This is a genomic window from Brevundimonas fontaquae (genome assembly GCF_017086445.1).
In the GTDB taxonomy this organism is placed as follows: domain Bacteria; phylum Pseudomonadota; class Alphaproteobacteria; order Caulobacterales; family Caulobacteraceae; genus Brevundimonas; species Brevundimonas fontaquae.
Genome location: NZ_CP070968.1, coordinates 1,159,519 through 1,183,951, shown reverse-complemented (window position 1 = coordinate 1,183,951; position 24,433 = coordinate 1,159,519). Strand labels below are relative to the sequence as shown.

Annotated in this window: 26 protein-coding genes; 10 read left to right on the top strand and 16 right to left on the bottom strand. The window is 66.7% G+C overall.

Features of this window, described 5'->3' with window-relative positions; all coding sequences use genetic code 11:
• The first annotated feature begins 52 nt into the window (after positions 1-52).
• Entirely contained in the window at positions 53-721 is a 669-nt protein-coding gene (locus JX001_RS05725) for a hypothetical protein (RefSeq protein WP_205682664.1), read from the top strand.
• Between the two features lie 185 nt (positions 722-906).
• Positions 907-1,464 carry a 3D domain-containing protein gene (locus JX001_RS05720; protein ID WP_017506372.1) on the top strand — a complete coding sequence of 186 codons (558 nt, stop codon included), beginning with the start codon at positions 907-909 and terminating at the stop codon, positions 1,462-1,464.
• A 74-nt stretch (positions 1,465-1,538) separates the two neighbouring features.
• Here JX001_RS05720 and JX001_RS05715 read toward each other — a convergent pair whose 3' ends face one another.
• The 3 genes from JX001_RS05715 to JX001_RS05705 form a co-directional block, all read right to left on the bottom strand.
• Positions 1,539-2,429, bottom strand: coding sequence for a hypothetical protein (locus JX001_RS05715; protein ID WP_205682663.1), 891 nt, complete (start codon positions 2,427-2,429; stop codon positions 1,539-1,541).
• A gap of 83 nt (positions 2,430-2,512) precedes the next feature.
• Positions 2,513-2,836, bottom strand: coding sequence for an Mpo1-like protein (locus JX001_RS05710; RefSeq protein WP_026108600.1), 324 nt, complete (start codon positions 2,834-2,836; stop codon positions 2,513-2,515).
• Positions 2,837-2,882: 46 nt separating this feature from the next.
• Complete coding sequence (locus JX001_RS05705; RefSeq protein WP_205682661.1) at positions 2,883-4,781, bottom strand: DEAD/DEAH box helicase; 1,899 nt, start codon at positions 4,779-4,781, stop codon at positions 2,883-2,885.
• A 206-nt stretch (positions 4,782-4,987) separates the two neighbouring features.
• Between JX001_RS05705 and JX001_RS05700 the strand changes: the two genes are divergently transcribed.
• Positions 4,988-5,197, top strand: a complete 210-nt coding sequence (locus tag JX001_RS05700; RefSeq protein ID WP_161638373.1) for a flagellar basal body rod C-terminal domain-containing protein — start codon at positions 4,988-4,990, stop codon at positions 5,195-5,197.
• A 4-nt stretch (positions 5,198-5,201) separates the two neighbouring features.
• Here the strand turns inward: JX001_RS05700 and JX001_RS05695 are convergent, their stop codons facing one another.
• Positions 5,202-5,885: a winged helix-turn-helix transcriptional regulator gene (locus JX001_RS05695; protein ID WP_205682660.1), complete on the bottom strand. Its 684-nt coding sequence runs from the start codon at positions 5,883-5,885 to the stop codon at positions 5,202-5,204.
• Between the two features lie 58 nt (positions 5,886-5,943).
• Between JX001_RS05695 and JX001_RS05690 the strand changes: the two genes are divergently transcribed.
• The 6 genes from JX001_RS05690 to ku all read left to right on the top strand — a co-directional run bounded on the left by JX001_RS05690 (position 5,944) and on the right by ku (position 9,103).
• Entirely contained in the window at positions 5,944-6,387 is a 444-nt protein-coding gene (locus JX001_RS05690; protein WP_205682658.1) for a VOC family protein, read from the top strand.
• Positions 6,387-6,863 (top strand): SRPBCC family protein, encoded by a 477-nt coding sequence (locus JX001_RS05685; protein ID WP_205682657.1) that lies wholly within the window; start codon positions 6,387-6,389, stop codon positions 6,861-6,863. The genes JX001_RS05690 and JX001_RS05685 overlap by 1 nt, the downstream gene beginning before the upstream one ends.
• Positions 6,860-7,309 (top strand): VOC family protein, encoded by a 450-nt coding sequence (locus JX001_RS05680; RefSeq protein ID WP_205682656.1) that lies wholly within the window; start codon positions 6,860-6,862, stop codon positions 7,307-7,309. The genes JX001_RS05685 and JX001_RS05680 overlap by 4 nt, the downstream gene beginning before the upstream one ends.
• Complete coding sequence (locus JX001_RS05675; protein ID WP_350354485.1) at positions 7,306-7,791, top strand: VOC family protein; 486 nt, start codon at positions 7,306-7,308, stop codon at positions 7,789-7,791. The genes JX001_RS05680 and JX001_RS05675 overlap by 4 nt, the downstream gene beginning before the upstream one ends.
• Positions 7,792-7,813: 22 nt before the next feature.
• A complete protein-coding gene (locus JX001_RS05670) occupies positions 7,814-8,167 on the top strand; it encodes a DUF1428 domain-containing protein (protein ID WP_017506381.1) in 354 nt (117 codons plus the stop codon).
• Between the two features lie 69 nt (positions 8,168-8,236).
• Positions 8,237-9,103 (top strand): non-homologous end joining protein Ku, encoded by an 867-nt coding sequence (gene ku / locus JX001_RS05665; protein ID WP_205682655.1) that lies wholly within the window; start codon positions 8,237-8,239, stop codon positions 9,101-9,103.
• Here the strand turns inward: ku and ligD are convergent.
• The 6 genes from ligD to JX001_RS05635 form a co-directional block, all read right to left on the bottom strand.
• Entirely contained in the window at positions 9,100-11,661 is a 2,562-nt protein-coding gene (gene ligD, locus JX001_RS05660) for a DNA ligase D (protein WP_205682654.1), read from the bottom strand. The two genes, ku and ligD, sit on opposite strands and share 4 nt — an antisense overlap.
• Before the next feature lie 34 nt (positions 11,662-11,695).
• A complete protein-coding gene (locus JX001_RS05655; RefSeq protein WP_205682653.1) occupies positions 11,696-12,436 on the bottom strand; it encodes an extensin-like domain-containing protein in 741 nt (246 codons plus the stop codon).
• 56 nt (positions 12,437-12,492) lie between these two features.
• Positions 12,493-12,672, bottom strand: a complete 180-nt coding sequence (locus tag JX001_RS05650) for a DUF2256 domain-containing protein (RefSeq protein WP_205682652.1) — start codon at positions 12,670-12,672, stop codon at positions 12,493-12,495.
• A 49-nt stretch (positions 12,673-12,721) separates the two neighbouring features.
• The gene (gene rpoD / locus JX001_RS05645) at positions 12,722-14,668 is read right to left on the bottom strand and encodes an RNA polymerase sigma factor RpoD (RefSeq protein WP_055752847.1); all 1,947 of its coding nucleotides are present in this window, start codon (positions 14,666-14,668) and stop codon (positions 12,722-12,724) included.
• A 74-nt stretch (positions 14,669-14,742) separates the two neighbouring features.
• Positions 14,743-16,602, bottom strand: a complete 1,860-nt coding sequence (gene dnaG, locus JX001_RS05640; protein ID WP_205682649.1) for a DNA primase — start codon at positions 16,600-16,602, stop codon at positions 14,743-14,745.
• 265 nt (positions 16,603-16,867) lie between these two features.
• The gene (locus JX001_RS05635; protein ID WP_205682647.1) at positions 16,868-17,704 is read right to left on the bottom strand and encodes an LD-carboxypeptidase; all 837 of its coding nucleotides are present in this window, start codon (positions 17,702-17,704) and stop codon (positions 16,868-16,870) included.
• A 69-nt stretch (positions 17,705-17,773) separates the two neighbouring features.
• On the opposite strand from JX001_RS05635, the gene JX001_RS05630 reads away from it, so the two are divergent.
• Complete coding sequence (locus JX001_RS05630) at positions 17,774-19,171, top strand: UDP-N-acetylmuramate--L-alanine ligase (RefSeq protein ID WP_205682646.1); 1,398 nt, start codon at positions 17,774-17,776, stop codon at positions 19,169-19,171.
• Between the two features lie 22 nt (positions 19,172-19,193).
• Here JX001_RS05630 and JX001_RS05625 read toward each other — a convergent pair whose 3' ends face one another.
• The 6 genes from JX001_RS05625 to JX001_RS05600 all read right to left on the bottom strand — a co-directional run bounded on the left by JX001_RS05625 (position 19,194) and on the right by JX001_RS05600 (position 24,418).
• Positions 19,194-20,558: a sulfite reductase subunit alpha gene (locus JX001_RS05625; RefSeq protein ID WP_205682644.1), complete on the bottom strand. Its 1,365-nt coding sequence runs from the start codon at positions 20,556-20,558 to the stop codon at positions 19,194-19,196.
• Complete coding sequence (locus JX001_RS05620; RefSeq protein ID WP_205682643.1) at positions 20,555-21,643, bottom strand: FAD:protein FMN transferase; 1,089 nt, start codon at positions 21,641-21,643, stop codon at positions 20,555-20,557. Before JX001_RS05620 ends, JX001_RS05625 begins: the two co-directional genes overlap by 4 nt.
• A gap of 10 nt (positions 21,644-21,653) precedes the next feature.
• Entirely contained in the window at positions 21,654-22,454 is an 801-nt protein-coding gene (locus JX001_RS05615) for a DUF4198 domain-containing protein (RefSeq protein WP_205682642.1), read from the bottom strand.
• A gap of 9 nt (positions 22,455-22,463) precedes the next feature.
• The gene (locus JX001_RS05610) at positions 22,464-22,976 is read right to left on the bottom strand and encodes a DUF2271 domain-containing protein (RefSeq protein ID WP_055752840.1); all 513 of its coding nucleotides are present in this window, start codon (positions 22,974-22,976) and stop codon (positions 22,464-22,466) included.
• Between the two features lie 10 nt (positions 22,977-22,986).
• Complete coding sequence (locus JX001_RS05605; RefSeq protein WP_434082629.1) at positions 22,987-23,664, bottom strand: PepSY-associated TM helix domain-containing protein; 678 nt, start codon at positions 23,662-23,664, stop codon at positions 22,987-22,989.
• Positions 23,665-23,731: 67 nt separating this feature from the next.
• The gene (locus JX001_RS05600; RefSeq protein WP_205682641.1) at positions 23,732-24,418 is read right to left on the bottom strand and encodes a Fe2+-dependent dioxygenase; all 687 of its coding nucleotides are present in this window, start codon (positions 24,416-24,418) and stop codon (positions 23,732-23,734) included.
• Positions 24,419-24,433: the final 15 nt, after the last annotated feature.

Genomic DNA, 24,433 nt, shown 5'->3' with positions numbered 1-24,433 from the left:
CAGAGCTGGCTGGCGAGGTTAAGAGAACCCTGCCAGTTCGGACCTGCACGCCATGAAGACCCTGCTGATCACCGCCGTCATCGCGACCGCCCTGCCCGCCACATCGGCCCTGGCGCAGGCTGACGGCCGGTTCGCCGTCGGCGTTCAGGTCGGCACGCCGGGCGCGGGCCTTCAGTCGCAGTTCGCACTCAGCCCGGTCGTGGTGCTGCGCGGCGGCTATGACGTGCTGAAATGGGATCGGGACCAGACCTACAAGGGCATCGACTACGACGCCAAGATCGACTTCAAGTCGCCGGGCGCATTTGTGGACCTGCATCCGTTCCGCAACGGCTTTCTGATCTCGGGCGGGGCCTATTTCGGCGATCGCAAGGTGGATCTGGATGCGACGCCCACCGGCAACGTCAATGTCGGCGGCGCGACCTTCACCCCGGCCCAGGTCGGGACATTGACCGGCCGCATCGATCTGGAGAGCACGGCGCCCTTCGTCGGCCTGGGCTATGACAACACCTTTACGCGCGGCGGACGGCTGGGCTTCCGCATTCTGGCCGGCGCGGCCTTTGGCGATGCTCCGCAAGTGGATCTGGACGCTCGCGGCGGGACGCTGTCGAACGACCCTACCTTCCGTTCGCGTCTGGATCAGGAAGAGCGTGAGATTCAGGCCGAGGCCGATGATTACAAGGTCCTGCCGGTGCTTCAGGCGGGCCTCAACTTCAAGTTCTGATGCCGGGGGCGTCGTCCCTGAGCGCGAAGGTTGGGGATAAATAGATTATACAAAACAGGGCGTTAACCTAGAAACAAATCGTAACAGACGGCGCCAAGGCGGGTTTCGCCACTTTCTCGCCACAGGTTAACGCGACAAGGCCAGCGCCGGCGGCGTTGGGAGCCGGTGTCTCCTGAGCGAAACTCATGATCGGCGCCTCCGCTGCTATCGCCATGCTTTGGGCTGCCGTATCGTCTGTGACGAGCGGGCCTGTCCCCTACAATGACGTCGTAGCGGCGGATCAAGTCAGGACTGAAACCCCTGCCGCCATCGTCGGTTCCGATGAAGTCGAGACCGCCCTGAGCGCCGAACAGGCCGAGCTGATGGCCTCCGATCCGGACTGGCGCGCGTCGGCGCGCCTCTATCACGCAGGCGGCGGCGGCGCGACGGGCAACGATTCGCTGGGTTGCCGTCCGATCGCCATGCGCACCGTCGCGGTCGATCCCCGTGTGATCCCGCGCCGCACCAAGCTGTTCATCCGCGAAACGGTCGGCATGCGTCTGGCCGACGGCACCATCCACGACGGCTACTGGTATGCCTCCGACACCGGCGGCGCGATCAAGGGCCAGAAGATCGACCTCTATACCGGCAACGGTCGCGGCTCGATGAACCAGGCGCAGCGCCTGAACATGCGCACCCTGACCATCGTGGACGCCGGCGATTTCGACGGTTGCCCCCCGGCCTGGACCACCGCTTCCAACTGATCCGGCCGATCATGAAAAACGCCGGCTGACCGCGAAGGTCAGCCGGCGTTTTCGTGTCTGATGGCTTACGCCGATCAGTCCAGTTCGGACACTTCCAGCGTCGACTGCACCATCGAGCCATTATAGGTGCCGACCCAGATGTCGTAGCGGCCGCTCTGCGGATTGGTGATCGTCACCTTCGGATCGACGCCGCCCGCGCCGTCGTCGTCGCAGTAGAAACGGCCGTTGGGCGTATTGATCAGCAGGGTGGTGTCCTCGTCCGCGCGGACGCGGAAGGTCAGATCGGCGTCGCCCGGCTCGAAGAAGATCTGGATGTCCGGGGCTGAACTGACCGACCCTTCGCAGCCCGACTTGGCGGCCGAGGCGGGCGAAGAGCCACCGGCCAGGATCGACTTGGTCCAGGGGTCGGGCGTGAAGCCGCCGCGCAGATTGGCCGTGCCGTAGTTGGGCTCAAGATCGATATTGGGCGCCGCGCCCGCCGTCGTGTCCGTGCCGCCCAGTTCGCTGATCTGCAGCGTCGACTGGACCATGTTGTCGTTATAGGTGCCCAGCCAGATGTCGTAGCGACCGCTCTCAGGGTTGGAGATGGTCACCATCGGGTCCAGGTCGCCGCCGCTGTCGTCGTCGCAGTACCAGCGGCCGCCGGGGCTGTTGACCAGCAGCGTGGTGTCCTCGCTGGCGACCGCCTTGATGGTCAGGTCCAGATCCCCGGCTTCGAAGTTCAGTTGCAGGTCGGGCGCGGCGCTGACCTTGCCCTCGCAGCCCGACTGCGCGGCCGAGGCGGCGATCGAACCGCCCGCGAGGATGGACTTGGTCCAGGGATCGGGCGTGAAGCCGGTCTCCAGCCGCACCGAACCGTAGTTGGGGTCCAGGGTGAAGTCGGGCTTGGCCCCGCTCTTTTGCGCCAGGCTGACGCCAGGGACGAGCAGCACAGACGCAGCGGCGATGACGGCGATGGATTTCATGTTGCTCCCTCCAGCAGCAGCGGCGCCATGCCGCAGGCGGAGGTTAATCCGTTTCGCCGAACCGCGCAGCTTGAAATACGGACTCAGAAGCGGCGCTTGCCGGTCACTGTCTCGAAGAACAGGCGAAAGTCGCCCATCAGGCTCCACAGCGGATATTTGAACGTCGCGGGCCGGTTCTTTTCGAAGAAGAAATGCCCGACCCAGGCGAAGCCGTAGCCCAGCAGCGGCATGGCCAGCAGCCACCAGGCGTTCCTCGTCGCCACGAAGGCGACGAAGGCCGAGATCACCAGAAAGGTGCCGACGACGTGGATGCGCCGACACGTCCGGTTGGAATGCTCATGGATATAATAGGGATAGAAGGCCTCGAACGAGGCGTAACGGCCCTCAGGTGCGGACGGCGTGCTCATCGGCGGAGGGTGCGCCTCCGCCCAGGATCAGGCAAGTGGTCGCAGATCAGCCCTTGGGCTTGCCCTTGAAGCCGTCCTTCTTGAAGCCCGGCTTGGCCTTGAAGGGCTTCTTGGCATAGGGCTTGTCGCCCGAGGCGTTCGAGCGCGGGTTGGCGCCGCCGTCAGCCTTCGGCGCCCAGGGCTTCTTCTTGAACGGCGGGCGGGCGTCGCCCTCTCCGCCATCGGCGCGCTTGTAGGGGGTCTTCTTGAAGGGGCGGTCGCCATCCTCGCGCGGCTTGCCGGCGAAGCGGCTGGCCTTCATCGAGCCGGGCGTCGGGGCTTCCGACGGCGTGATCTTCACCTCGTCCTTGGAGGCGGCGACGGCTTCGCGGAAGGCCTTCTCGTGGGTCTTGGCGACCTCGAAGCGCGTCTCTTCGGGGAAGGTGCGGATGGCGCCGATCTGAGGCTTGGAAATGCCGCCGATGCGGCAGATCAGCGGGATCAGCCATTTGGGGTCGGCGTTCTTGTTGCGGCCCACGTCCAGACGGAACCAGACCACATCATCGGCGCCCAGGCGGTCGCCCGGCCAGGGCTGGGCCGCCGTGCCGTCGTCGTTGCGCACGGTGCGCTCCCGCTTGGCCGGACCGCGATCCGAACCCGGATCGGACAGTTCTTCCGGCGCCGGTTGTTCCTTGCGCAGCAGGCGCACCAGGGCGGCGGCGATCTCGTCGGGCGTGCGCTCGGCGATCATCCGCTTGGCGACGACCATGTCCTCGTCGGAGACGTCGGCCTCGAAGTGCGACGGCGACAGCAGGCGATCCTCGTCGGCCTTGCGGATTTCGTCGAAGGTCGGGGCGCCGGTCCAGACGGCGTCTACGCCGGCCTCGTCCATCAGCCGCTCAGCCTTGCGACGGCGCGAGTGCGGGACCAGCATGACCGAGATGCCCTTCTTGCCCGCCCGGCCCGTCCGGCCCGAACGGTGCAGCAGGCCGGCGCGGTTCATCGGCAGTTCGGCGTGGATGACCAGACCCAGGTCCGGCAGGTCCAGACCACGCGCGGCGACGTCGGTGGCGACGCAGACGCGGGCGCGGCCGTCACGCAGCGACTGAAGCGCATCGGTGCGCTCGCGCTGACCCATTTCGCCCGACAGGCTGACGGTCGAGAAGCCGCGCTCCAGCAGGGAGGATTGCAGGTGACGCACGCTGTCGCGGGTCGAGCAGAAGACCATGGCGCGCGGCGCCTCGAACCAGCGCAGGGTGTTGACCACCGCGTGCTCGATCTCGTTTGGCGCGATGCGATAGGCGCGGTATTCGATGTCGGCGTGCTGGCGCGTCTTGTCGGTCGCGTCGATGCGGACCGCGTCCTTCTGATAGCGTTTGGCCAGGGTGGCGATCTCGCGCGCGATGGTCGCCGAGAACAGCAGGGTGCGGCGTTCGGCCGGCGCCTGGTCCAGGATGTGCTCCAGGTCTTCGCGGAAGCCCATGTCCAGCATCTCGTCGGCCTCATCGAGGACGGCGACCTTCAGCTCGGACAGGTTCAGATTGCCCCGATCGATGTGGTCCTTCAGGCGGCCGGGCGTGCCGACGACGATGTGGACGCCGAAGCTGAGCGCGCGGGCTTCACGGCGCGCATCCATGCCGCCGACGCAGGTGGCGATCTTGGCGCCGGAGTCGGCGTACAGCCATTGCAGCTCGGCCGCGACCTGCATGGCCAGTTCCCGCGTGGGCGCGATGGCCAGGCACAGCGGTGCGCCGCCGGGGCCGAAGATCGGCTTGTCGCCCAGCAGGGTAGGCGCAGCGGCCAGACCAAAGGCCACGGTCTTGCCCGAACCCGTCTGGGCCGAGACCAGCAGGTCGCGATCCGCATGCTCCGCCTCCAGGACGGCGGCCTGAACCGGAGTGGGTTCGGCATAGCCCTTGTTGATCAGGGCGCGGTCGAGCGCGGGATGGACGGCGGGAAAGGGCATAGGAAACCTGGGACAACGGACAAGGGCGGTCGCCGAAACGACCGCGCCCGGCCGAGGTCAGACCTCAGGCCGGGCGAATGATGGCGCTCTATACATCAATAAGGGCGCAAGCGGGGCGGAAAACGCCGTTCACCCTGTTCCTTCAGGCGACGTTGACCTGAAAGACGCAGTCTGGCGATCGAACCCACCGCGTCCGGAGCTTCGCCATGCAAGCGCTTTCCATAGCCGCCGCCGGAATGACGACCGCGCAGAACCGGTTCGACAACAGCGCGCGCCGCACCGCCACCGCGCCGCTGGACAATCTCGCCGAGGAAACCGTGGAGCGGATCCAGGCCAAGACCGCCTTCAGCGCCAACGCCGCCGTTCTGCGCACCGCCGACGACATGACCGGGACGCTGCTGGACATGCTGGCCTGAAGCCTCAGACCGGCGCCTTCTCCGGCAGGTTGAAGAAGCCCGCAAAGCGGTCGAACACGGCACGGTCGCCGGTCAGGGTCATCAGGCCGTCGGCCTCGAAGGCGGCGGGCGGGACCTTGCCGTAGACGCAGGCCGCGACCAGCGGGGGTTGGGTCGTCAGGACGACGTCGGCGGCGTCCGTGGCGCCGCGGCGGGTCGTGATCGTGCCCTTCTCGATCTGAACGACGAAAGGTTCGTCGCCGAAGACGAAGCCGACCGTCATCGCTGCGTCTCCGGCCAGGGCCGGATCGAACATCGTCTCGAACGACTGCATGATCGACACCGCGCTGATCGGCAGGGTCGGGTCGTGGCGAGGCGAGCGCGCGGCCCAGCCGCCCAGCACCATGAAGACCGGCTTGATCTCGTATCCCCAGGGCGTCAGCTCATAGACCTGGACCGAGGCGGGCGGCGGCAGTTTGCGGCGGGTCACGATGCCCGAAGCCTCCAGCCCCTCCAGTCGCTGGGTCAGCACGTTCGCGGAAATGCCGTGGAGATCCTTTCGCAGATCGCCGAACCGGCGCGGACCCATCATCAGCTCGCGGATCACCAGCAGAGCCCAGCGTTCGCCGATCAGGTCCAGTCCGTGCGCAGCGCCGCAAGCATCGTGGTATTTTCGGCCCGCCTTATCCGTTATCTTTTCTAACTTCATAGTTGACTATGGTAATCATCGGAGTCAGGTTTCGCAAATAACAAGGAGAGGAAACGCCGTGGCCCAGCTGATTTTCATCAACCTGCCGGTCGCCGACCTGCCCCGGTCGATAGCCTTCTACGAAGCCGTCGGCGCGATCAGGAACCCGATGTTCAGCGACGATACGGCCGCCTGCATGGTCGTGTCGGACGTGATCCACGTCATGCTGCTGACCCACGACAAGTGGCGCAGCTTCACCGACCGAGCGATCCCCGACGCCCATGCCTCGGCGCAGATGGCGCTGTGCATCTCGTTCGACAGCCGGGAGGCTGTGGATTCAGTGGTCGAACGCGCGGGTGGGGCGGGCGGGATAATGGACCCCAATCCAATTCAGGATCGCGGCTTCATGTATTGTCGCGGCTATGCCGACCCAGACGGCCACATCTGGGAACCGATGTGGATGGACCCGGCCGCCGTCGCCGCCGGTCCCGAAGCCTTCGCCGCCAACGCCATGGTGTCGTAATGGGTGACAGTCGCGAACTGAGCATCAGCCGTTTGATCAAGGCCTCACCGGAAACGGTGTGGAAGATCTATACCGAGCGCACCGGCGAGTGGTTCTGTCCTCGCCCGTGGACCACGCCGGTCGTGGATTGGGACCTGCGCGTCGGCGGGCGGGCCAATGTCGAACTGGCCTCGCCAGAGGGCGAGCGGCATCCCTATTCCGGCGTGTTTCTGGAGGTCGTTCCGGGCCGCAGACTGGTCTCGACCGGGGCCTTCACCGAGGGCTGGGTTCCGCAGGCCGGCGACATGAACTTCGTCCGCATCGACACCTTCGAACCCGAGGCCGGCGGAACCCGCTACACCGCCACGGCCCGGCATTGGGACGAAAAAGCCGCAGAGACCCACAAGGCCATGGGCTTCCAACAGGGCTGGGGCGCGGTCGCCGATCAGCTGGCCGTTCTTGCAGAGACAGAACAGGCGACAGGAGAAACCCAATGAAGATCACCCCCAATCTGACGTTCGAAGACAATGCGCGCGAAGCCTTCGGTTTTTACGCCGAGGTGTTGGGCGCCGATCAACTGAACCTGATCACCTTCGGCGACATGCCCGACGCCCCGGTCGGCCCCGACTGGAAGGACAAGATCGCCCACGCGTGGATGCAGGTCGGCGACCAGGCGATCATGGGATCCGACAATCCGCCGGGCGTCTGCGCCGACGCGGGCGGTTCGGGGACCGAAATCCGGCGCACGCCGCCCACCCAGACCGCCATCGCCCTGCATTTCGATACCGCCGACCGGGCGCGCCAAATCTTCGACCGGCTGAGCGAAGACGGCCTGGTCCAGATGCCCTTCGCCGCCACGTCGTGGTCCCCCGGCTTCGGCATGGCGCGCGACCGGTTCGGCAAGGACTGGCTGGTCAACACCTTCCCGCAGGAGCGCGGATGATGGCCGACAAGATCATTCCCTGCCTGTGGTTCGACGGCGACGCCGAGGCCGCGACAGCCTTTTATGTCAGCCTGCTGCCCGACAGTCGGATCACCGCCGTCAACCGTTCGCCGGTCGACACGCCCTCCGGTCCTGAAGGATCGGCGCTGACTGTGCAGTTCGTGCTGGCGGGTCGCGAGTATCTGGCGCTGAACGGCGGACCGAACTTTCGCTTCACCGAGGCCGTCTCCTTCATGGTGATGACCGAGGATCAGACCGAGACGGACCGGCTGTGGGACGCCCTGCTCGCCGACGGCGGCAGCGAGAACGCCTGCGGCTGGCTGAAGGACCGCTGGGGTCTGTCGTGGCAGATCACGCCTCGTCGCCTGATGGAACTGACCACCGATCCGAACCCCGCGCGCGCCAAGGCCGCCATGCAGGCCATGATGGGCATGATCAAGATCGACATCGCGGCGCTGGACCGCGCCGTCGCCGACGTTTGAATCCAGAAAGAGGAGACGACCGATGACCTATGTGACCGGCTTCCTGACCCCCGTGAAAACCGAGGACAAGGCGCGCTACGTCAAGTCCGCCGAGGCCTCCTGGCCCCTGTTTCAGAAATACGGCGCCCTGTCGCAGGTCGAGACCTGGGGCGAGGACGTGCCGGACGGCAAGCTGACCAGCTTTCCCATGGCGGTGAAGCTGCAAGAGGGCGAGGTCGTCGTCTTCTCCTGGGTCACCTGGCCCGACCGCGCCACAGCCGACGCCTGTTTCGGCAAGATGCAGGACGACCCCGACTTTGCGAACATGGACATGCCCTTCGACGGCAAGCGCATGATGTGGGGCGGCTTCAGCGTCGCCTTCGAAGGCAAGGCCTGATGCCCAGGCGGCGGCCCTGTTCGAACGCAAATCGCCCTGACGCATTGTCACGGATCGAGGAGAATCGACATGGCCGCCCGCCCTACCTGGCAAGGACATCTGAAGCTGTCGCTGGTCACCTGTCCGGTGGCCCTCTACACGGCGACGACCAGCACGAACGACGTGCGGTTTCACCTGATCAATCCCGACACCAACAATCGCATCCGCATGGTGCCGACCGACCCGGACGCCGGGCCGGTCGAGCGCAGCGATCTGGTGCGCGGCTATGAGGTGTCAAAGGACGAATATGTCCTGTTCGACGACGCCGACTTCGACAAGGTGAAGCTGGAGAGCACCAAGACCATCTCGATCGACAAGTTCGTCGACGAGGACGACATCGACCGACTGTATTGGGACGATCCCTTCTTCGTGGTTCCCGAGAAAGGCGCGGGCGTCGAGGCCTTCGCCGTCATCCGCGACGCCATGAAGAAACAGGGCAAGGTGGCGCTGGGTCAGTTGGTCCTGCGCGGCAAGGAGCGCCAGCTGGCGCTGGAAGTCCGGGGCAAGGGGCTGATCGCCTATACCCTGCGAGCCCATGACGAGGTGCGCGATTCCGACGAATACTTCGACGACATTCCGACAGTGAAGGCCGATCCCGACATGGTCGAGATCGCCGCGCGCATTATCGGGCAGAAGGAGGCGGACTTCGACCCGACGGACTTCAAGGACGGCTACGACGACGCCCTGCGCGCGATGATCAAGGCCAAGTCCAAGGGCGGCAAGGGCGTGATCGATGTCGCCGAACCTGACGACACCAATGTCATCGACCTGATGGCCGCATTGCGAAACAGCCTGAAAGGGTCGGCGACGGGGACGAAGAAGCCGGCCGCAAAGAAGGCCCCGGCAAAGAAGGCGACGCCCAAGAGGGCTGCGGCAAAGAAGAAGACAGCGGCCTAGACGCCCATTTTTTTCAGCGCCGATTTCAAACTGACCGCCGAGGCGCGGAAATCGGCCCATGGATCGGGCTTCTTCAGCAAGGCCGCATAGGTCCAAAGGTTGAATGCGGAGGGATCTAGCCCAACCTTCACCTGCCCCCACGACAGCGGCAAGGCGATCCCCGCCCCCGGCCGTGCGCGCGGCGACCAGGGCGCGACCGCCGTCGCCATTCGCCCGTTGCGCAGATAGTCGATGAAGATTTTCCCACCCCGCGCCTTCTTGGCCAGGGTCGTGGTGAACCGGTCCGGCGCCTCGGCGCGGATGGACTCGGCCACGGCCTTGGCGAAGGCCTTGTTCTGATCCCAGGTCACCCGCGAGCGGGCGTCGGTCTTGATCGGCACGACGACGTGCAGCCCCTTGCCCCCGGTCGTCTTGACGAAGGCGGCCAGACCCAGCGCCTCGATCTTCGCCTTCACGACCTTGGACGCGGCGATGACGTCGGCGAAGTCCAGCCCCTCGTCCGGATCCAGATCGAAGGTGATCTGCTCAGGCACTTCCGGCTGGCCAGGCGCACAGCCCCAGGGGTGGAGTTCCAGCCCGCCCGACTGGGCGATGGCGACCAGGCCGCCGCCATCGACGGCGGCGACGTAAGGGGTGCGGGCTTTGACGTCGATCAGCTTCAGCCGCGGGTTCGACCCCGCCATGGCATGACGCTGGAAGAAGGTCTCGCCGCCGATCCCCTCGGGCGCTCGGATGATCGAGGTCGGCCGGTCCGTCACATGGGGCAGAATCCGCTCGGCCGCCGCTTCATAATATCGGGCCAGATCGGCCTTGGTGATCGCCGGCCGGTCGCCGACGGCGGGCCACAACACCTTATCGGGGCTGGAGAGGGTCACGCCCGCCACGACCACCTTGCCCGGCTTTCCAGCCGGTCGCACCGTCGTCATGGTCTTCTTCGCGTCGCCCATGTCCGTGGGCGGCTGCGGCGGCTCGGTGACCTCTGCGGCCGTCTTGTCTTCTCGCAACCCTTTGAACGCCGCCTGCCGCAGCGATCCGGATTCGGTATAGCCGCCGTGCTCGACCTCGGCGACCAGCACCGGCTTGACCCAATGGATGTCGTTGGCCGCCTTGGGCGCGCCCGCCCCGGCGAAGGGAGACTTCTCCGCCGCCACGCCCTTCAGCGCCGGAACAAGCGTTTTCGTCACCGCCTCGCCATAGCCGGTCCCGACCCGGCCCAGATAGCGCAGGCCGCCCTTTTCCCTGACCCCGACCAGCAGAGAGCGGAACCGCGTGCCGCCCTCGGACGACCAGCCGCCGATCACCACTTCGTCGCGCCCCCGGCATTTGGACTTCAGCCAGGTTGATGACCGCCCGGCGTGATAGGGCGCGTCCAGCTTCTTGGAGATCACGCCTTCCAGATCCATCCGGCAGGCGCTCTCCAGCACCGCCTGGCCGGTCGAGGCGAAATGCTCGACGTAGCGCAGCCGCCCTGCGGCCGCCTTTCCGATCCTGTCCACATAGGCCTGCAGCCGCGCCTTGCGATGCGACAGCGGCAGTTTGCGCAGATCCTCCGCCCCCTCGAACAACAGGTCGAAGGCGAAATAGACCAGGCCTTCCGTCTTCTCGTCCGAAATGGCGGCCTGCAACGCCCCGAAGTCCGGCATGTGATCGTCGTCGAGCGCGCACAGTTCGCCGTCGATCACCGCGTCGGGCCAGGTCGCCGCATCCGCCGCAAGGTCCGGGAACTTGTCGCTCCAGTCCAGACCCTTGCGTGTCCGCAAGACCGCCCGACCGCCGCCCACGCCGATCTGGATGCGATAGCCGTCGAACTTGATCTCGTGCGCCCAGCCCGTCCCGCCCGGCGGATGGTCAGTCACCTTGCACAGCTGGATCGGCACGAAGGCCGGCGGCTTCCTGGCCTTCGCCGCCGCTTTCGGGGGCTTGGGCTTGACCGGGCCTTTACGCCCAGTCGGCTTGGACGCCGTCCATTGCTTGGTCCCGTCCGCAATCTCGGCCAGCGACCGCCCGGTCGTCACCGAGGCGTCGATTTCGGCCAGCGCATCGCCCTCCCCCGCCACGGCGAAGTCGTCCTTCTCCTTAAGCAGCAGCCAGTTGTTGCGTTTGGAGGGTTTGCCCCGATCGCTCTTCAGCCGAATCAGCGCCCATTTGCCCTTCAGCCGTTCGCCGTGAAGGATCATCTTGATCTGACCCTTGGCCCAGGCCGCCTCCAGGTCCGGCTCCTGCGGCTCCCAGGTGCCGACATCCCACATCTGCACCGTGCCGGCGCCGTAGTTGCCGTCGGGAATCGTCCCCTCGAACGACCCGTAATCCAGCGGATGATCCTCGACCTCGACCGCCAGCCGCTTCACCGCTGTGTCGCGCGACGGCGCCTTGGTCACGGCCCAGGATTTCAGCACCCCGTCCGCCTCGATGCGGAAGTCATAGTGCAGTCGCGTCGCGGCATGGCGCTGAATCAGGTAGCGGAAGCCGCCCTTCGCGCGCTTTGCCTTGGCGCCCTTCGGCTCGGGCGTTTCGCCGAACCGGCGCTTGGCCTGATAGGTCTTCAGTTCACCGCGCATAGGGGCGTAATCCGCCCCGCGCCAAAGCGTTGCCTCAGCGACAGAAGCGCGTGTCGGTCGCCTCGAGGTGCAGGTGGTCGTAGTGGACGGCGTTGTAGTCGGGGCTGAGCGTCGTGCCGAAGATGCGGCAGGCGTCGTCGCGGATACGCTTCAGAAAGCGCGCCTCGGGCGTGTCGCCGTTCCAGTCCTTCGTCACAGTGATGCGCCGCCCGTCCCTCAGCCGCACCCCGGCGAAGTCCAGCGCCGCCGCCTGGGAATGGGCGCTGATGCGGTTGGAGCCCACGCCGTTGTTCACGTTGCGACAGGCGTAGGCCCCCATGTGGTCGATCTGCACGACGTCCGACCCCAGGATCTCGCGCGCCGCCGGCTCCAGCGACTGACGACGCCAGATGCTCAGCGCCAGCGCCGTCTGGCAGGTCATCTCCACGTCGCCCGGCGCCATGCGCGCCACGGTCCCCAGGTCGGCGCCCAGCACCCCGCCGTTGCTCAGGCCGCAGGTCGCGGTGTTCTGGCGATCCGGCACGGGACTGAAGCGCACGCGCGCAGCGGTCAGCTCGGCCATGCAGCGCCCCAGATCATTCCCCTCGCGCACGACCAGGGCCTGGGTCCCGCCGTCGATCATTCGGTCCACCAGCCCCCCGACCAAGGGCGCCTCGGTGCGCGACGGATAGGGGGACGGCCGCAACGGCTCGGGCGGCCGCCGCACGCAGCCGCTGAGGATCAGCAGGACGCCGAGGCCGATGAGAAAGGGAGAGATACGCGACACGGAGTGCATGGTCGCGACGCTTAGCTGATTCCCGACGCCGCCGTAGTCACGAGGCGGAGAGCCATCTATCGGCGGTCTTCGGACGCACCCTTGGCCCGGCAGCGATCCGAACACAACCGCACCTGATCCCAGTCCCGCGCCCACTTCTTGCGCCAGGCGAACGGCAGACCGCAGGCGGCGCAGCGCTTTTGCGGCAGGTCGGACTTGGCCGGCGCCGTACCGAGATTGACGTGCTTTCGGGCCATGTCGCCTGCCAAGCAAAAGGGCGGCCCGTCGGAGCCGCCCTTGATAGTATCAGCTGTCCAGGAAGGACCGCAGTTTGCGCGACCGCGACGGGTGCTTCAGCTTGCGCAGCGCCTTGGCCTCGATCTGACGGATGCGTTCGCGGGTGACCGAGAACTGCTGGCCGACCTCTTCCAGCGTGTGGTCGGTGTTCATGCCGATGCCGAAGCGCATCCGCAGCACCCGCTCCTCACGCGGCGTCAGCGACGCCAGAACGCGGGTGGTGGTCTCACGCAGGTTCGACTGAATGGCGGCGTCGATCGGCAGGACGGCGTTCTTGTCCTCGATGAAGTCGCCCAGGTGGCTGTCTTCCTCATCCCCGATGGGGGTTTCCAGCGAGATCGGCTCCTTGGCGATCTTCAGAACCTTGCGCACCTTCTCCAGTGGCATGGCCAGCTTTTCGGCCAGCTCTTCCGGCGTCGGCTCGCGGCCGATCTCGTGCAGCATCTGGCGGCTGGTGCGGACGATCTTGTTGATCGTCTCGATCATGTGCACCGGGATGCGGATGGTGCGCGCCTGGTCGGCGATCGAGCGAGTGATCGCTTGACGAATCCACCAAGTGGCGTAGGTCGAGAACTTGTAGCCGCGGCGGTACTCAAACTTGTCGACCGCCTTCATCAGGCCGATGTTGCCCTCCTGGATCAGGTCCAGGAACTGCAGGCCGCGGTTGGTGTATTTCTTGGCGATCGAGATCACGAGGCGCAGGTTGGCCTCGACCATTTCCTTCTTGGCTTGCCGCGCTTCGCGCTCGCCCTTCTGCACCGTCTGGACGATGCGGCGATAGTCGTCGATCGGCAGGCCGGCTTCCAGCGCCACGGCGGCGACGTCAGAACGGATGGTCGCGATCTGGCTGGCTTCGTTCTCGCTGAACTTGGTCCAGCGCACGCCCTGATCCTTGATCCGGTCGGTCCATGTGGGGTCGAGCTCGGAGCCGAAATAGGCCTTGAGGAACTCGGGCCGCGAAATGCCGTAGCTGTCGGCGAGACGCAGCAGACGGCCTTCCAGACCGATCAGGCGCTTGTTGATCGCATAGAGCTGCTCGACCAGCGCCTCGATGCGATTGTTGTTCAGCTTCATCGTCTTCAGACGGTCCGAGATGGACGTCGTCAGCGCCTGATAGGCCTTTTCATCCTTGGCGCTCAGCACCTCGCCCTTCAGGCGGGTCTGAACCAGCTTGTCCTGCAGGGCGCGGAAGGCGCCGAAGTCGGCGGCGATCGCGTTCAGGACGTCCATCACCCCGTCGCGCAACTCGGCTTCCAACGCCGAGATCGACATGCCGCCGCCGTCGTCAAAATCGTCGTCATCGTCGTCGTCGGACTCAGGCTTGTCTTCGGCGGCCGGCTTTTCCTCGGCCTCTTCTTCCTCTTCGCCTTCAGGCTGGGCGGCGCCCGGCAGGGACGAAGGGTTCAGAACGCCATAGGTGGCGTCCAGGTCGATGACCTCGCGCAGCAGGATGCGGTTATTTTCCAGCTCGTCGCGCCAGACCATGATGGCCTCGAAGGTCAGGGCGCTTTCGCACAGACCCGAGATCATGGCGTCGCGGCCGGCCTCGATCCGCTTGGCGATGGCGATTTCGCCTTCGCGGCTCAGCAGTTCGACCGAACCCATCTCGCGCAGATACATGCGCACGGGGTCATCGGTGCGGTCATAGGCCGACTTGGCGGGCGTTTCGGCCACGGCGGTGCCAGCGGCGGCGGCGACGTCGGTGGACTGCTGCTCCTGCGCGTCCTCCTCGGCCTCCACGACGTTGACGCCCATTTCGGACAGCATCGCCAGGGTGTCTTCAATGGCGTCGGGCGTGACTTCTTCGGACGGCAGGACCTTGTTCAGCTCCTCCATCGTCACATAGCCGCGCGCCTTGGCTTGCTTGATGAACTTCTTGACGCCGGCGTCCGTCAGATCGAGCAGGGGCCCATCGGTCGAAACCTCGGTGTCCTGCGTCTCGGTCTGTGCGTTCATAGTCAGTCTGTCTCCAGCCGAGAGGGTGATCAGTCCGCCCCGGCGAAAAATACAATGCTTGGCGTGCCGTAAGGTTACGTGCCCGCGCTGTCTTCCCAAATCGTCCCGGCTTTGATCGCACGGCGAAGCGCATCCCGCTCGGCCTTCAGCCGGCGGAACGCCTCATCCTGCCCAGGCACATCACGTGCATGGGCCAAGGCGTCCTCCAACGCGGCGACCCGCGTCGAAGCGTCGAACGCCTGCGACCATCGGACCCTTGCCTCGGCGAGGGGCGCATTTGCGGCCAGGAATGGCGCGCCGGACTTTGCCGCCGCCTTCTCGACCTCGCGCACTAAGGCATCATGACCCGATTGCGCCAGATGGCGTCGCAGGGCGGCGGAGTCAAGGCTATGTCCCGACAGACGCAGGCGAACCAGCTCCTGCGCCAGTCCATCCAGCCCCTTGTCGCCGAATCCGTGGGCGGCGATCTCCTCCAGATGGTCGTCCATCCGTTCGGGGTCGTCGATGGCGCCGTGGGCCAGAGCGGCCGGCACGGGCTCGATGGCGCGAAACAGCGACTGCATCGCCTGGGCGCCCTCGGCCGTCTGACCCAGTTTGGGCGGCGGGCCGAAACCGCGTTTGCCCTGCCCCTGGGTCCAGGGCGCGCGTTGAGGGCTGCGGGGGAACAGGGCGTCGAAACGGTCGAACAGGTCGCGGCGGTATTGCTCCGCCAGATCCTTGTCCTGGATGGCCGAGGCGGTGTTTCTCAGTCGCGCCTTGAAACCGGCCTTGCGCTCCGGCGTGTCCAGCGGCTCCAGATCCTGTTCACGGCGGAACAGCACCTCGGCGAACCCATGGGTTTCGGTCAGGGCCTGGCGCAGGGCGGGCGCGCCCTTGTCGCGCAGAATGTCGTCGGGATCCTGCCCGGCGCCCAGCAGCGCGAACCGGAAGGAGCGCCCTGGCTTCAGCAGCGGCAGCGAACGTTCGATCGCGCGATAGGCGGCGCGCAGTCCCGCCGCATCGCCGTCGAAGCACAGGATCGGCTCGTGCGACACGCGCCACAGCCGTTCCATCTGCTCCTCGGTGAGAGCCGTGCCCATCGGCGCCACGGCCGGCAGGCCCGCGCGCTGGCACGCGATGACGTCCATATAGCCTTCAACCACGATGATGGCCTGGTCGTTCTTGGATTCCGCCCCCAGTATGCGCCGCGCTTCGGGCAGGCCGTAGAGGGTCGCGCCCTTGTGGAAGAGCGGGCTTTCCGGGCCGTTCAGATATTTCGCCCGGTCGTCGGGGTTCATGGCCCGGCCGCCGAAGCTGACGATCCGGCCGCGCGCATCCAGAATCGGGAACATCAGCCGGTCGCGGAAGCGATCATAGGGCTGGCCGCCGCTTTCGGGCGAGATCAACAGCCCGGCCTCGACCAGTTCGGCGGGCTTGGCGCCGCGCTGGACCAACGCCTGCTTCAGCCCCTCACGGTCGTTGGGCGCATAGCCCAGGCCGAACCGCTCCCACTGATCCTCGGGCAGGCCGCGCTTGTCCAGGTATTCGCGCGCCGCCTTGCCCGGCGTGCGGCGCAGGTTTGCGGCGAACCATTTCTGGGCCAGGTCCATCCAGTCCGACAGACCCGCCCGCTTCTGCTCGCGCTCGGCCTCCTTGGGGTCTTCGGCCGGGAGCTGCATCCCCGCCTCGCCGGCCAGGCGCTGCACCGCCTCAACGAAGCTGAGCCGCTCGGTTTCCTGCAAGAAGGAGATGATGTCGCCATGCTTGCCGGACGAGAAGTCGTGGAAGAAACCCTTGTCGTCATTGACGAAAAAGGACGGCGACTTCTCCTTCGAGAAGGGCGACAGACCGACATATTCGCGGCCCTGACGTTTCAGCTTCACCGTCCGCCCGATCACGTCGGACGGCCGAAGGCGGGCCTTCAGTTCATCGATGAATCTTTCGTCGAAACGCACCCGCGATCCTTAAGCCCTGCGGCCCTCAACGTCGATGGATGGGAAGACGATCAGGCGGCTCGTCCGGGCATCCCCCGATATCCGAACGAACCGCCGCATCGCAGAAGGCGCAAACCGCAGCGTCCCCCAACGCCTTGGCTAACGAAGTCCTAACGCCTCGCGGACCGGCATCTGAGGTCAGGACCGCCGTTCTGTCGAGAGGCGGGCGGCTCCGCCATAGCGAATAGAGGCGAGACTGTGTCCTTTTCGTCGCGCGTCGTTCGCCTCAAGGGCGACCGAAGGGGACGACCTTATTGGCGGCGTCATGCCCGATATCGGCGCTTCCCAGGAAGGGTATGCCCGAACGCAGGCACCAGTACCGAACAATTTCCTCCGGTGTCTGACCGAAATCGGGATCGTTTGGCGTGACGTCCGAGACCCGTCCCAGGCGAATCCCGGCTACACGACGAATGCTGGCCTGGCTGGTCAAGTGAAACATCATTCGGTCGATTCGGTAGGCGGCCTCGGACACCTCCTCCAACATCAGGACGTGGTCGGACAGATCAGGCTCCAGCGGCGTGCCGGTCAGTTCGTTCAGGATGGTCAGGTTGAAGGCGACGGCCGGGCGCGGATCGGTCGCCAGCGACGGCTCGATCCAGTCGGTGCGTCCGGTGGTCAGCCAGGACAGGGCGCCGCGCGCGGTCGCGTCGTCGCGCACCGAATCCGAGGCCATCGGTCCGTGCGCCAGATGCTGGAACCCGGCCTTGTACATTCCGGCCAACAGGCTGCCGGCGTCGGAATACCCCATGTAGCGCTTCTTGCGGGCGACGGCGTCCAGGCGCGGGATAACCGCATCAGCGATGCGACAAGAGCCGTAGCCGCCGCGCGCGAACCAGATGGCGTCGATGCGGGGATCGTTGGCGAACGCGACGAAGGCGTCGGCGCGCGCCCGGTCGTCGCCGGCGAAATGACCGTGTTTCAGGAAACAGGCGGGGTGGAAGACGACGGCGACATCGCGGTCGGGATGGTTGTGCGCCATCCAGGCCTCGACCGCCTCGGCGCGCTCTTTCGAGAAGCGCGAACTGGCGCAGACGACGCCGATCTTGAAGCTATTGGTATCCACGTCCGTCTTCTTCGTCGTTTTTGCGATCCCCTACTGGCGGACCGGCCCGATCCCCTGTTCTAAGGGGGCATGAACCAAGACGCCTCCTATTTCTTCTGCGGCATCGGCGGGTCGGGCATGCTGCCCCTGGCCATGATCGTCCAGGCGCGCGGCGCCGTGATCGAAGGATCGGACCGGGCGCTGGATCAGGGCCGTACGCCCGAGAAGTTCAACTGGCTGCGCGCCCACGGCGTGACCCTGTATCCCCAGGACGGATCGGGCGTGACCCGCGCGGATCAGACCGTCATCGCCACCGGCGCCATTGAGGAGACGGTGCCCGACATTGGCGCGGCCAGGCGCGCGGGCGCAACCATCAAGACCCGGCCCGAACTGCTCAGCGAACTCTTCAACGCCGCCCCGACCTCGGTCGGGGTTGCGGGCACCAGCGGCAAGTCCACCATCACCGGCATGATCGCCTGGATCCTGCATCAGACGGGCCGAGAGCCGACCGTCATGAACGGGGCGGTGATGAAGAACTTCGCCGACGCCGACCATCCGTTCGCCAGCGCCCTGATCGGCGGGCCCGACGTGTTCGTGTCGGAGGTGGACGAAAGCGACGGCTCCATCGCCCGCTACGATCCGACGGTGGCGGTGGTGTCCAACATCTCGCTGGACCACAAGTCGATGGAGGAGCTGCGCGACCTGTTCGGCGGCTTCACCGCGCGGGCGACGACGGCCGTGTTGAACCTGGACAATCCCGAGACGGCGGCCCTGGCCCAGACCTTGCCGGCTGGGAAAGCGATCACCTTCGGCCTGGGCGAAGAGAAGGCCGACCTGTCCGGCCACGATCTTCAGCCCCTGCCGACGGGCATGCGGTTTCGCCTGATCGAGGGCTGGAGCGAACACGACGTGGTCCTGAACGTGCCCGGCGCGCACAATGTCGCCAACGCCCTGGCCGCGTTGGGCGCGACCCGGGCGCTTGGCGTGCCGACGGCCGAGGCGGTCAAGGCGCTGGAGACCTTCGCCGGCATCCGGCGCCGGATGGAGGTGGTCGGAACGGCGGGCGACATCACTGTCATCGACGACTTCGCCCATAACCCGGACAAGATCGCGGCCACGCTGAAGACTCTGCACGCCTTCGACGGCCGGCTGCTGATCCTGTTTCAGCCGCATGGGTTCGGGCCGCTGAAGCTGATGAAGTCCGAGTTCATCGACGGTTTCGCCGGCCTGATGCGCGAGGACGACGTGCTGCTGATGCCCGAGCCTGTCTATTACGGCGGCACCACCGACCGCAGCGTGGGATCGGAAGACATCGCCTCCGGCGTCCGCGCCTCCGGCCGTCAGGCCGAGGCGCTGGCGACGCGCGCGGACTGCGGCGACCGGGTCGTCGAGATCGCCAAGCCCGGCGATCGCGTCATCGTCATGGGCGCGCGCGACGACACCCTGTCGACCTTCGCGGCGGAACTGTTGGGGCGACTAGGCCAGTAGCCCCCATCGGCAAAGACGGGGTTCAGTACACGTCACGGCGGTAGCGGCCGTCTTCCAGCAGGGTCAGCACCACGTCCGCGCCCAGCGCGCTTTCCAGCGCGGCATGCACGCCTTGCGACATGCCTTCCAGACTGCCGCAGACGTAGATCGCCGCGCCGCGCGAGCCCCAGGCACGCAGTTCGTCGGCTGCAGCCGCTACTAGGTCCTGCACATATCTGCCGTCGCCCGCATCGCGCGAGAAGCTCCGATCAAGCCGCCGCAGCACGCCCGACGCCAGCCAGGCCTGCAACTCCGCATCGAAGAAGGCGTCGTGCGCCTGGGTCCGTTCTCCGAACAGCAGCCAGGCCCCGCCCGACGCCGTGCGCGACTTCAAATGCGCGCGCAAACCAGCGATGCCTGTTCCGTTGCCGATCAGGATCATCGGCGTTTCGTCCGCCGGGCCGTGGAAGCTGCGGTTCGCGCGCAGGCGCATTCCGACCTGATCACCCAGCGCCAGGTCTTGCGTCAGCCATCCCGACGCCAGACCCGGGGCGCCGTCGGGATGGCGCATCAGGCGGATCAGAAACTCGACCCGACCGTCCGACGGCAGGGAGGCGATGGAATATTCGCGCGAACCCGGCGTGACGCCGTCACGCTCAGGCAGGCCGACCTCGGCGATGTCGCCGGCCGACCAGTCGGGCGTCGCGCCCACAGCCTCGAACGCCAGATGATAGGCCTCGCCGCCGGGACTGCCCGGATTGACGAGGGTGCGTTCGACCAGCCGCCAGGGGTCGTAGGCGGGCGGGGTCCAGTCGGGGGCCGTCACGCTGCCGGTGATCTGGTTCAGTTGGTGCTGCCAGTGGCGGATGGCGCCGGCCTCGCCGTTGTCGACCTCGACCATGTCGAAGAGGGGTTCGGCGCCCGCGCGTCTCAGCCAGCCGTCGACCGCATGGCCGAACCCGCAGAACTGATCATAGCTGCGGTCGCCCAGCGCCAGCAGACCGAAGCGCAGCTTCGACAGGTCCGTCGCCTCGCCCATGACCTTACGCACGAACCTGGCGGCGCTGTCTGGCGGATCGCCCTCGCCCGTCGTGGAGACGATCAGCAGCGCCCGGTCCGTCGACTTCAGCGTCTGCACATCCAGATCGGCGAAGGACAGCACCCGCGCACCCACGCCGCCATCGCCCAGAGACCGCGCCGTCATCCACGCCAGTTCTTCGGCGAAGCCCGTCTGGCTGGCGAAGGCGATCAGCACCGGCCGTCCCTCACCTGCTCCCGCCAGAGCATCAGACCGCGCGTGGGCCGCCGCCCTGGCCTTGCGTTCGCGCCAGACGATGACGGCGATCAGGGCCAGCCAAAGCGCCAAGGCCCCGACCGCCCACAGCCAGCGCTGCGGATCGGCTGTCACCCCGGACGATCTCCGTCGTCGTCAAGCAGAGCGGCGAAAGCCGGCGACATCCGCTCGACCGGCCCGCGCTCGGTGCGTTCGACGAAATGGGCCATCAGACCCACGGCCTCGGCGTAGTCCGGTCCGTCAAACGGCCCCATGACCGTCAACGCCGTGGCGTAGGCGTCGGCCATCATGGCCGAGGGGTGCAGGACGGTGACCGAGCTCAGATTATTGCTGACCGGACGACCGGTCGGTCCGTCGATCGTATGGGGATAAAGGCGCCCGTCATGGCGGAACGCGCGGCGATAGTCGCCGCTGGTCGCCACGGCGAGATCGAACAGGGCCGCCACGGTGTGGGGCGCAGGCGAACCCTCGACCCGCTCGATCTCGACCCACCACGGCTGGGCGTCCGGCTTGACGCCGCGCCCCTTCAGCTCCCCGCCAATCTCGATCAGGTGCGAGGTCGCGCCCATCGCCATCAGGCGGTCGGACACGCGATCCACCGCATGACCTTTGGCGATGCCGGAGAAATCCAGCCTCATCCCGCCCATCTGCATAACCGCGCGCGCATCGCCGTTCAGCCGCAGCTTTTGCCAGCCCGACACGGCCGCAGCCGCGGCGATCTCTTCTTCGGCCGGGACGGGCAACAAGGCCGAACGCGGTCCGGGCGGGCCGAAGCCCCACAGATCGACCAAGGCGCCCAGGGTCGGATCGACCGCGCCGTTGGTTTCGTCGCCCAGGGTCATCGCCGCATCCAGCAGATCCCAGAACGGCTGGGATACGGCCCAGACGCCGGCGGGCGCGGTGTTGAAGCGGCTGATCTCGCTGGACGGCTCCCACGGGCTGAACAGACCGACGACGGTCGCAAGCTCCTCTTCGATTGCCGCCTGGACCTCGGCCTCACCGACGCCTGGCGGGGCGATGACGCGCGCGCTCCAGGTCGTGCCCATGGTTTGGCCGCCCAGCGAGCGAATCAGGTTGCTAGGGGGACGGGGCGGCGCGCCTTCGATCGCGGGCACGAGGACACGGTTGTCGGCGCGGTCGCCGATATTGACCGTGGGCGGGGCGGCGCGTGAACCGCGCGAGGGGGGAATGTCGGACATGGCCCTTCGCTTAGGGCAGGACTTCCATCGCCGCCACATAGCTGGCGTTGGAACCCAGCGTTTCGCCCTGGCCTTCGGTGCGGACCGAGGCGTTCAGCCAGTACATGCCTGCTTCCGGCCAGGTGATTGTGAAGGCGCCCTCGGCGTTGGTCTTGACCGTCGATTCTTCGGGGTTGTCGCGGTAACGCAGACCGCCGCGCGCCACGGTGACGTCGATGTCAGCCGCCGGCTGGCCGTTGTTCAGCAGCTTAAAGGTGGCAGGCTCGCCCACCACCAGATCGTTCGGGTGGGTGACGGGAACCAGTTCAAGCCCCTCGCCGGTCGTTTTGAAGACGGTGTCGGTCGGATTGTTAAGGGTGACGAAGGTCTCGATCCGGCTGGCGGTGCGGGTCGCCTGAACATTGCTCGCGCCCTCGGGCAGGCCCGCCGGGTATTCCGAGGCCGCGCCGCGCCAGCGCTTCTGTTCGCCGTTCAGGGTGTAGCTGGCCATGACGCCGCCCATGACATTGGCGATCTTGTAGGTGCCGTTCTGGGTCAGATGGGCGTCGAAGGTCGAGCGATAGCGGCCCTGCATGGCGTTCTCGGGCCGGACCGCCGAGCCGTCCGGCGCGGTGATGGTCAGGCCGGTCAGGCGCATCGCGGCGTGGTCGGGGTTGAACACCTGGTTCGACATGCCGGCGTCGAATCCGACCCAGGCGTCCGTGCCCGACAGGGTCGTGGCGGTGGGCGCCAGCCAGGCGCGGTGGGCCTGGGCGGCCATGGGGGCGGCCAGTGCTGCGGCCAGCGTCAGCAGGGCGATCGTCTTCTTCATGGTCAATCCTCAGCGAGAGACGGCGACGCGCACGGCGCCCAGTTCGGTGGAGCCGGTTCCGGCGCCGGTGTTGGCCGCGCCCCAGCGGAAGGGCACGCGCACGACCTCGCGTCCGCCCAGTTCGCGGGCCGCCTCGACGACGATGTTGTACTGGCCGGGCTGAAGGTTGCGCAGCCGGGCGGCGGGCACGGTGACGGTCTGGCGGCCCGGCGCGCGCGTGGCGCCGGATACGCCGTCGGCCGGCAGGCTCATGGCCCGACCGCCCTTGCGCCACCAGGTGCGCAGATCCTTCAGCCAGTCCTTGCCGTCGCCCTCGTTATTCCGGGTCTGCTGATACCAGACCGCCAGAGTGCGTTCGGCGGATTGGTCCGGCTTTTCGATCCACACCGCGACATAGGGGCGATGATAGGAGGCGGTGTTCAGACGCGGAATCTCGACCGACACCGTCAGGTCGGCGGCCATGGCGGGCGCAGCGGCGGCGGCCAGGCCGACGGTGGTGATGACGACGGGAAGAAGGCGCATCGGAAAACTCTCAGTGAATGAAGATCAGGGCGATGACGACGGGGATCAGCAGGCCCAGAGCCGCCAGCGGCCAGGTCGAGGGCCGACCCTTGGCGTGCAGGAGCATCAGGCCTAGGCCTGTGACGGCGAAGATGACGCAGGCCGCCGCGAACACGTCGATGAACCAGAACCAGACCACGCCGGCGTTGCGACCCTTGTGCAGGTCGTTGAGGTAGGCGATCCAGCCGCGCGTCGTCTTCTCGTGCAGGGTCTCGCCGGTCGCACGGTCGATGGTGACCCATCCGTCGCCGCCAGGCATGGCCAGGGCGACATAGACCTCTTGCGCCGTCGTCTCGGTCGGCTTGCCGGCGATCTCGACCTTGAGCGCCTCGGACGCCCAGCGCGCGACGGCGTCGGGGACAGGCTCGGTCGTCTCCTGCGGGAAACTGGCCAACCGCTGCAGCAGGGGCGCCGGCAAGGTCGCGGTCTGTTCGACCGTAACCGGATCGCCGGGGATCGAGGCCGCATGGTTCAGGGTGATTCCGGTGACCGCGAACAGAATCATTCCGACCAGGCTGACCGCCGCTGAAATCCAGTGCCAGCTATGCAGCTGCTTCAGCCAGAACGACCGTGCGCCGTTCAGCGCCGCCTTGGGTTTCAGGCCCTTGGCTGCGGTTTCGGCCTGACGCTGTGTGGCGAGTTCGGTCACGAGCTCGCTGTGCCATTGTTGCGAACGGGTTGCAATAGCATTTAGCGACGTCGCAGCGCCTTGGGCGTCAGAGCTCGGTCCAGCGCCGCAGCAGATTGTGATAGACGCCGGTCAATTCGATCACCGCCTGATCCTTCGGTCCCCTCTCGGTCGCCACGCGCTGGGTGGCGATGTCCAGACGGAACAGGGTCTCGCGATCGGCGTCGTCGCGCACCAGGCTCTGCATCCACATGAAGGACGACACCCGCGCCCCGCGCGTCACCGGCGTGACGCGGTGCAGGCTCTTCGACGGATAGAGGACCAGATCGCCAGCCGGCAGCTTGATCGCCTGCGCCCCGTACATCTCCTCGATGATCAGTTCGCCGCCGTCGTAGTCCTCGGGCTCGGACAGGAACAAGGTCGCCGACAGGTCGCTGCGAATGCGGATCGCCCCGCCGTTGCGGGACTGGCGGATGGCGTTATCGACATGCAGGCCGAACTCGCCCCCGCCTTCGTAGCGGTTGAACAGGGGCGGAAAGATCGTGTGCGGCAGGGCCGCCGCCACAAACATCGGATTGGCGTTCAGCGCCTGGACGATCAGGGCCGAGACCTCCTTCGCCACGTCCGACTCTTCGGGCAATTGCAGGTTCTTCTTCGCCGTCGCCGATTGATGGCCGGAGGTGGCGTTGCCGTCCGCCCACGGCCCGGCGTCCAGCCGGGCACGCAGAGCCGCGACCTCGGCCTTGGAGAAGACTTCCGGAATCTGCAGCAGCACAGGCGTTCTCGCTGA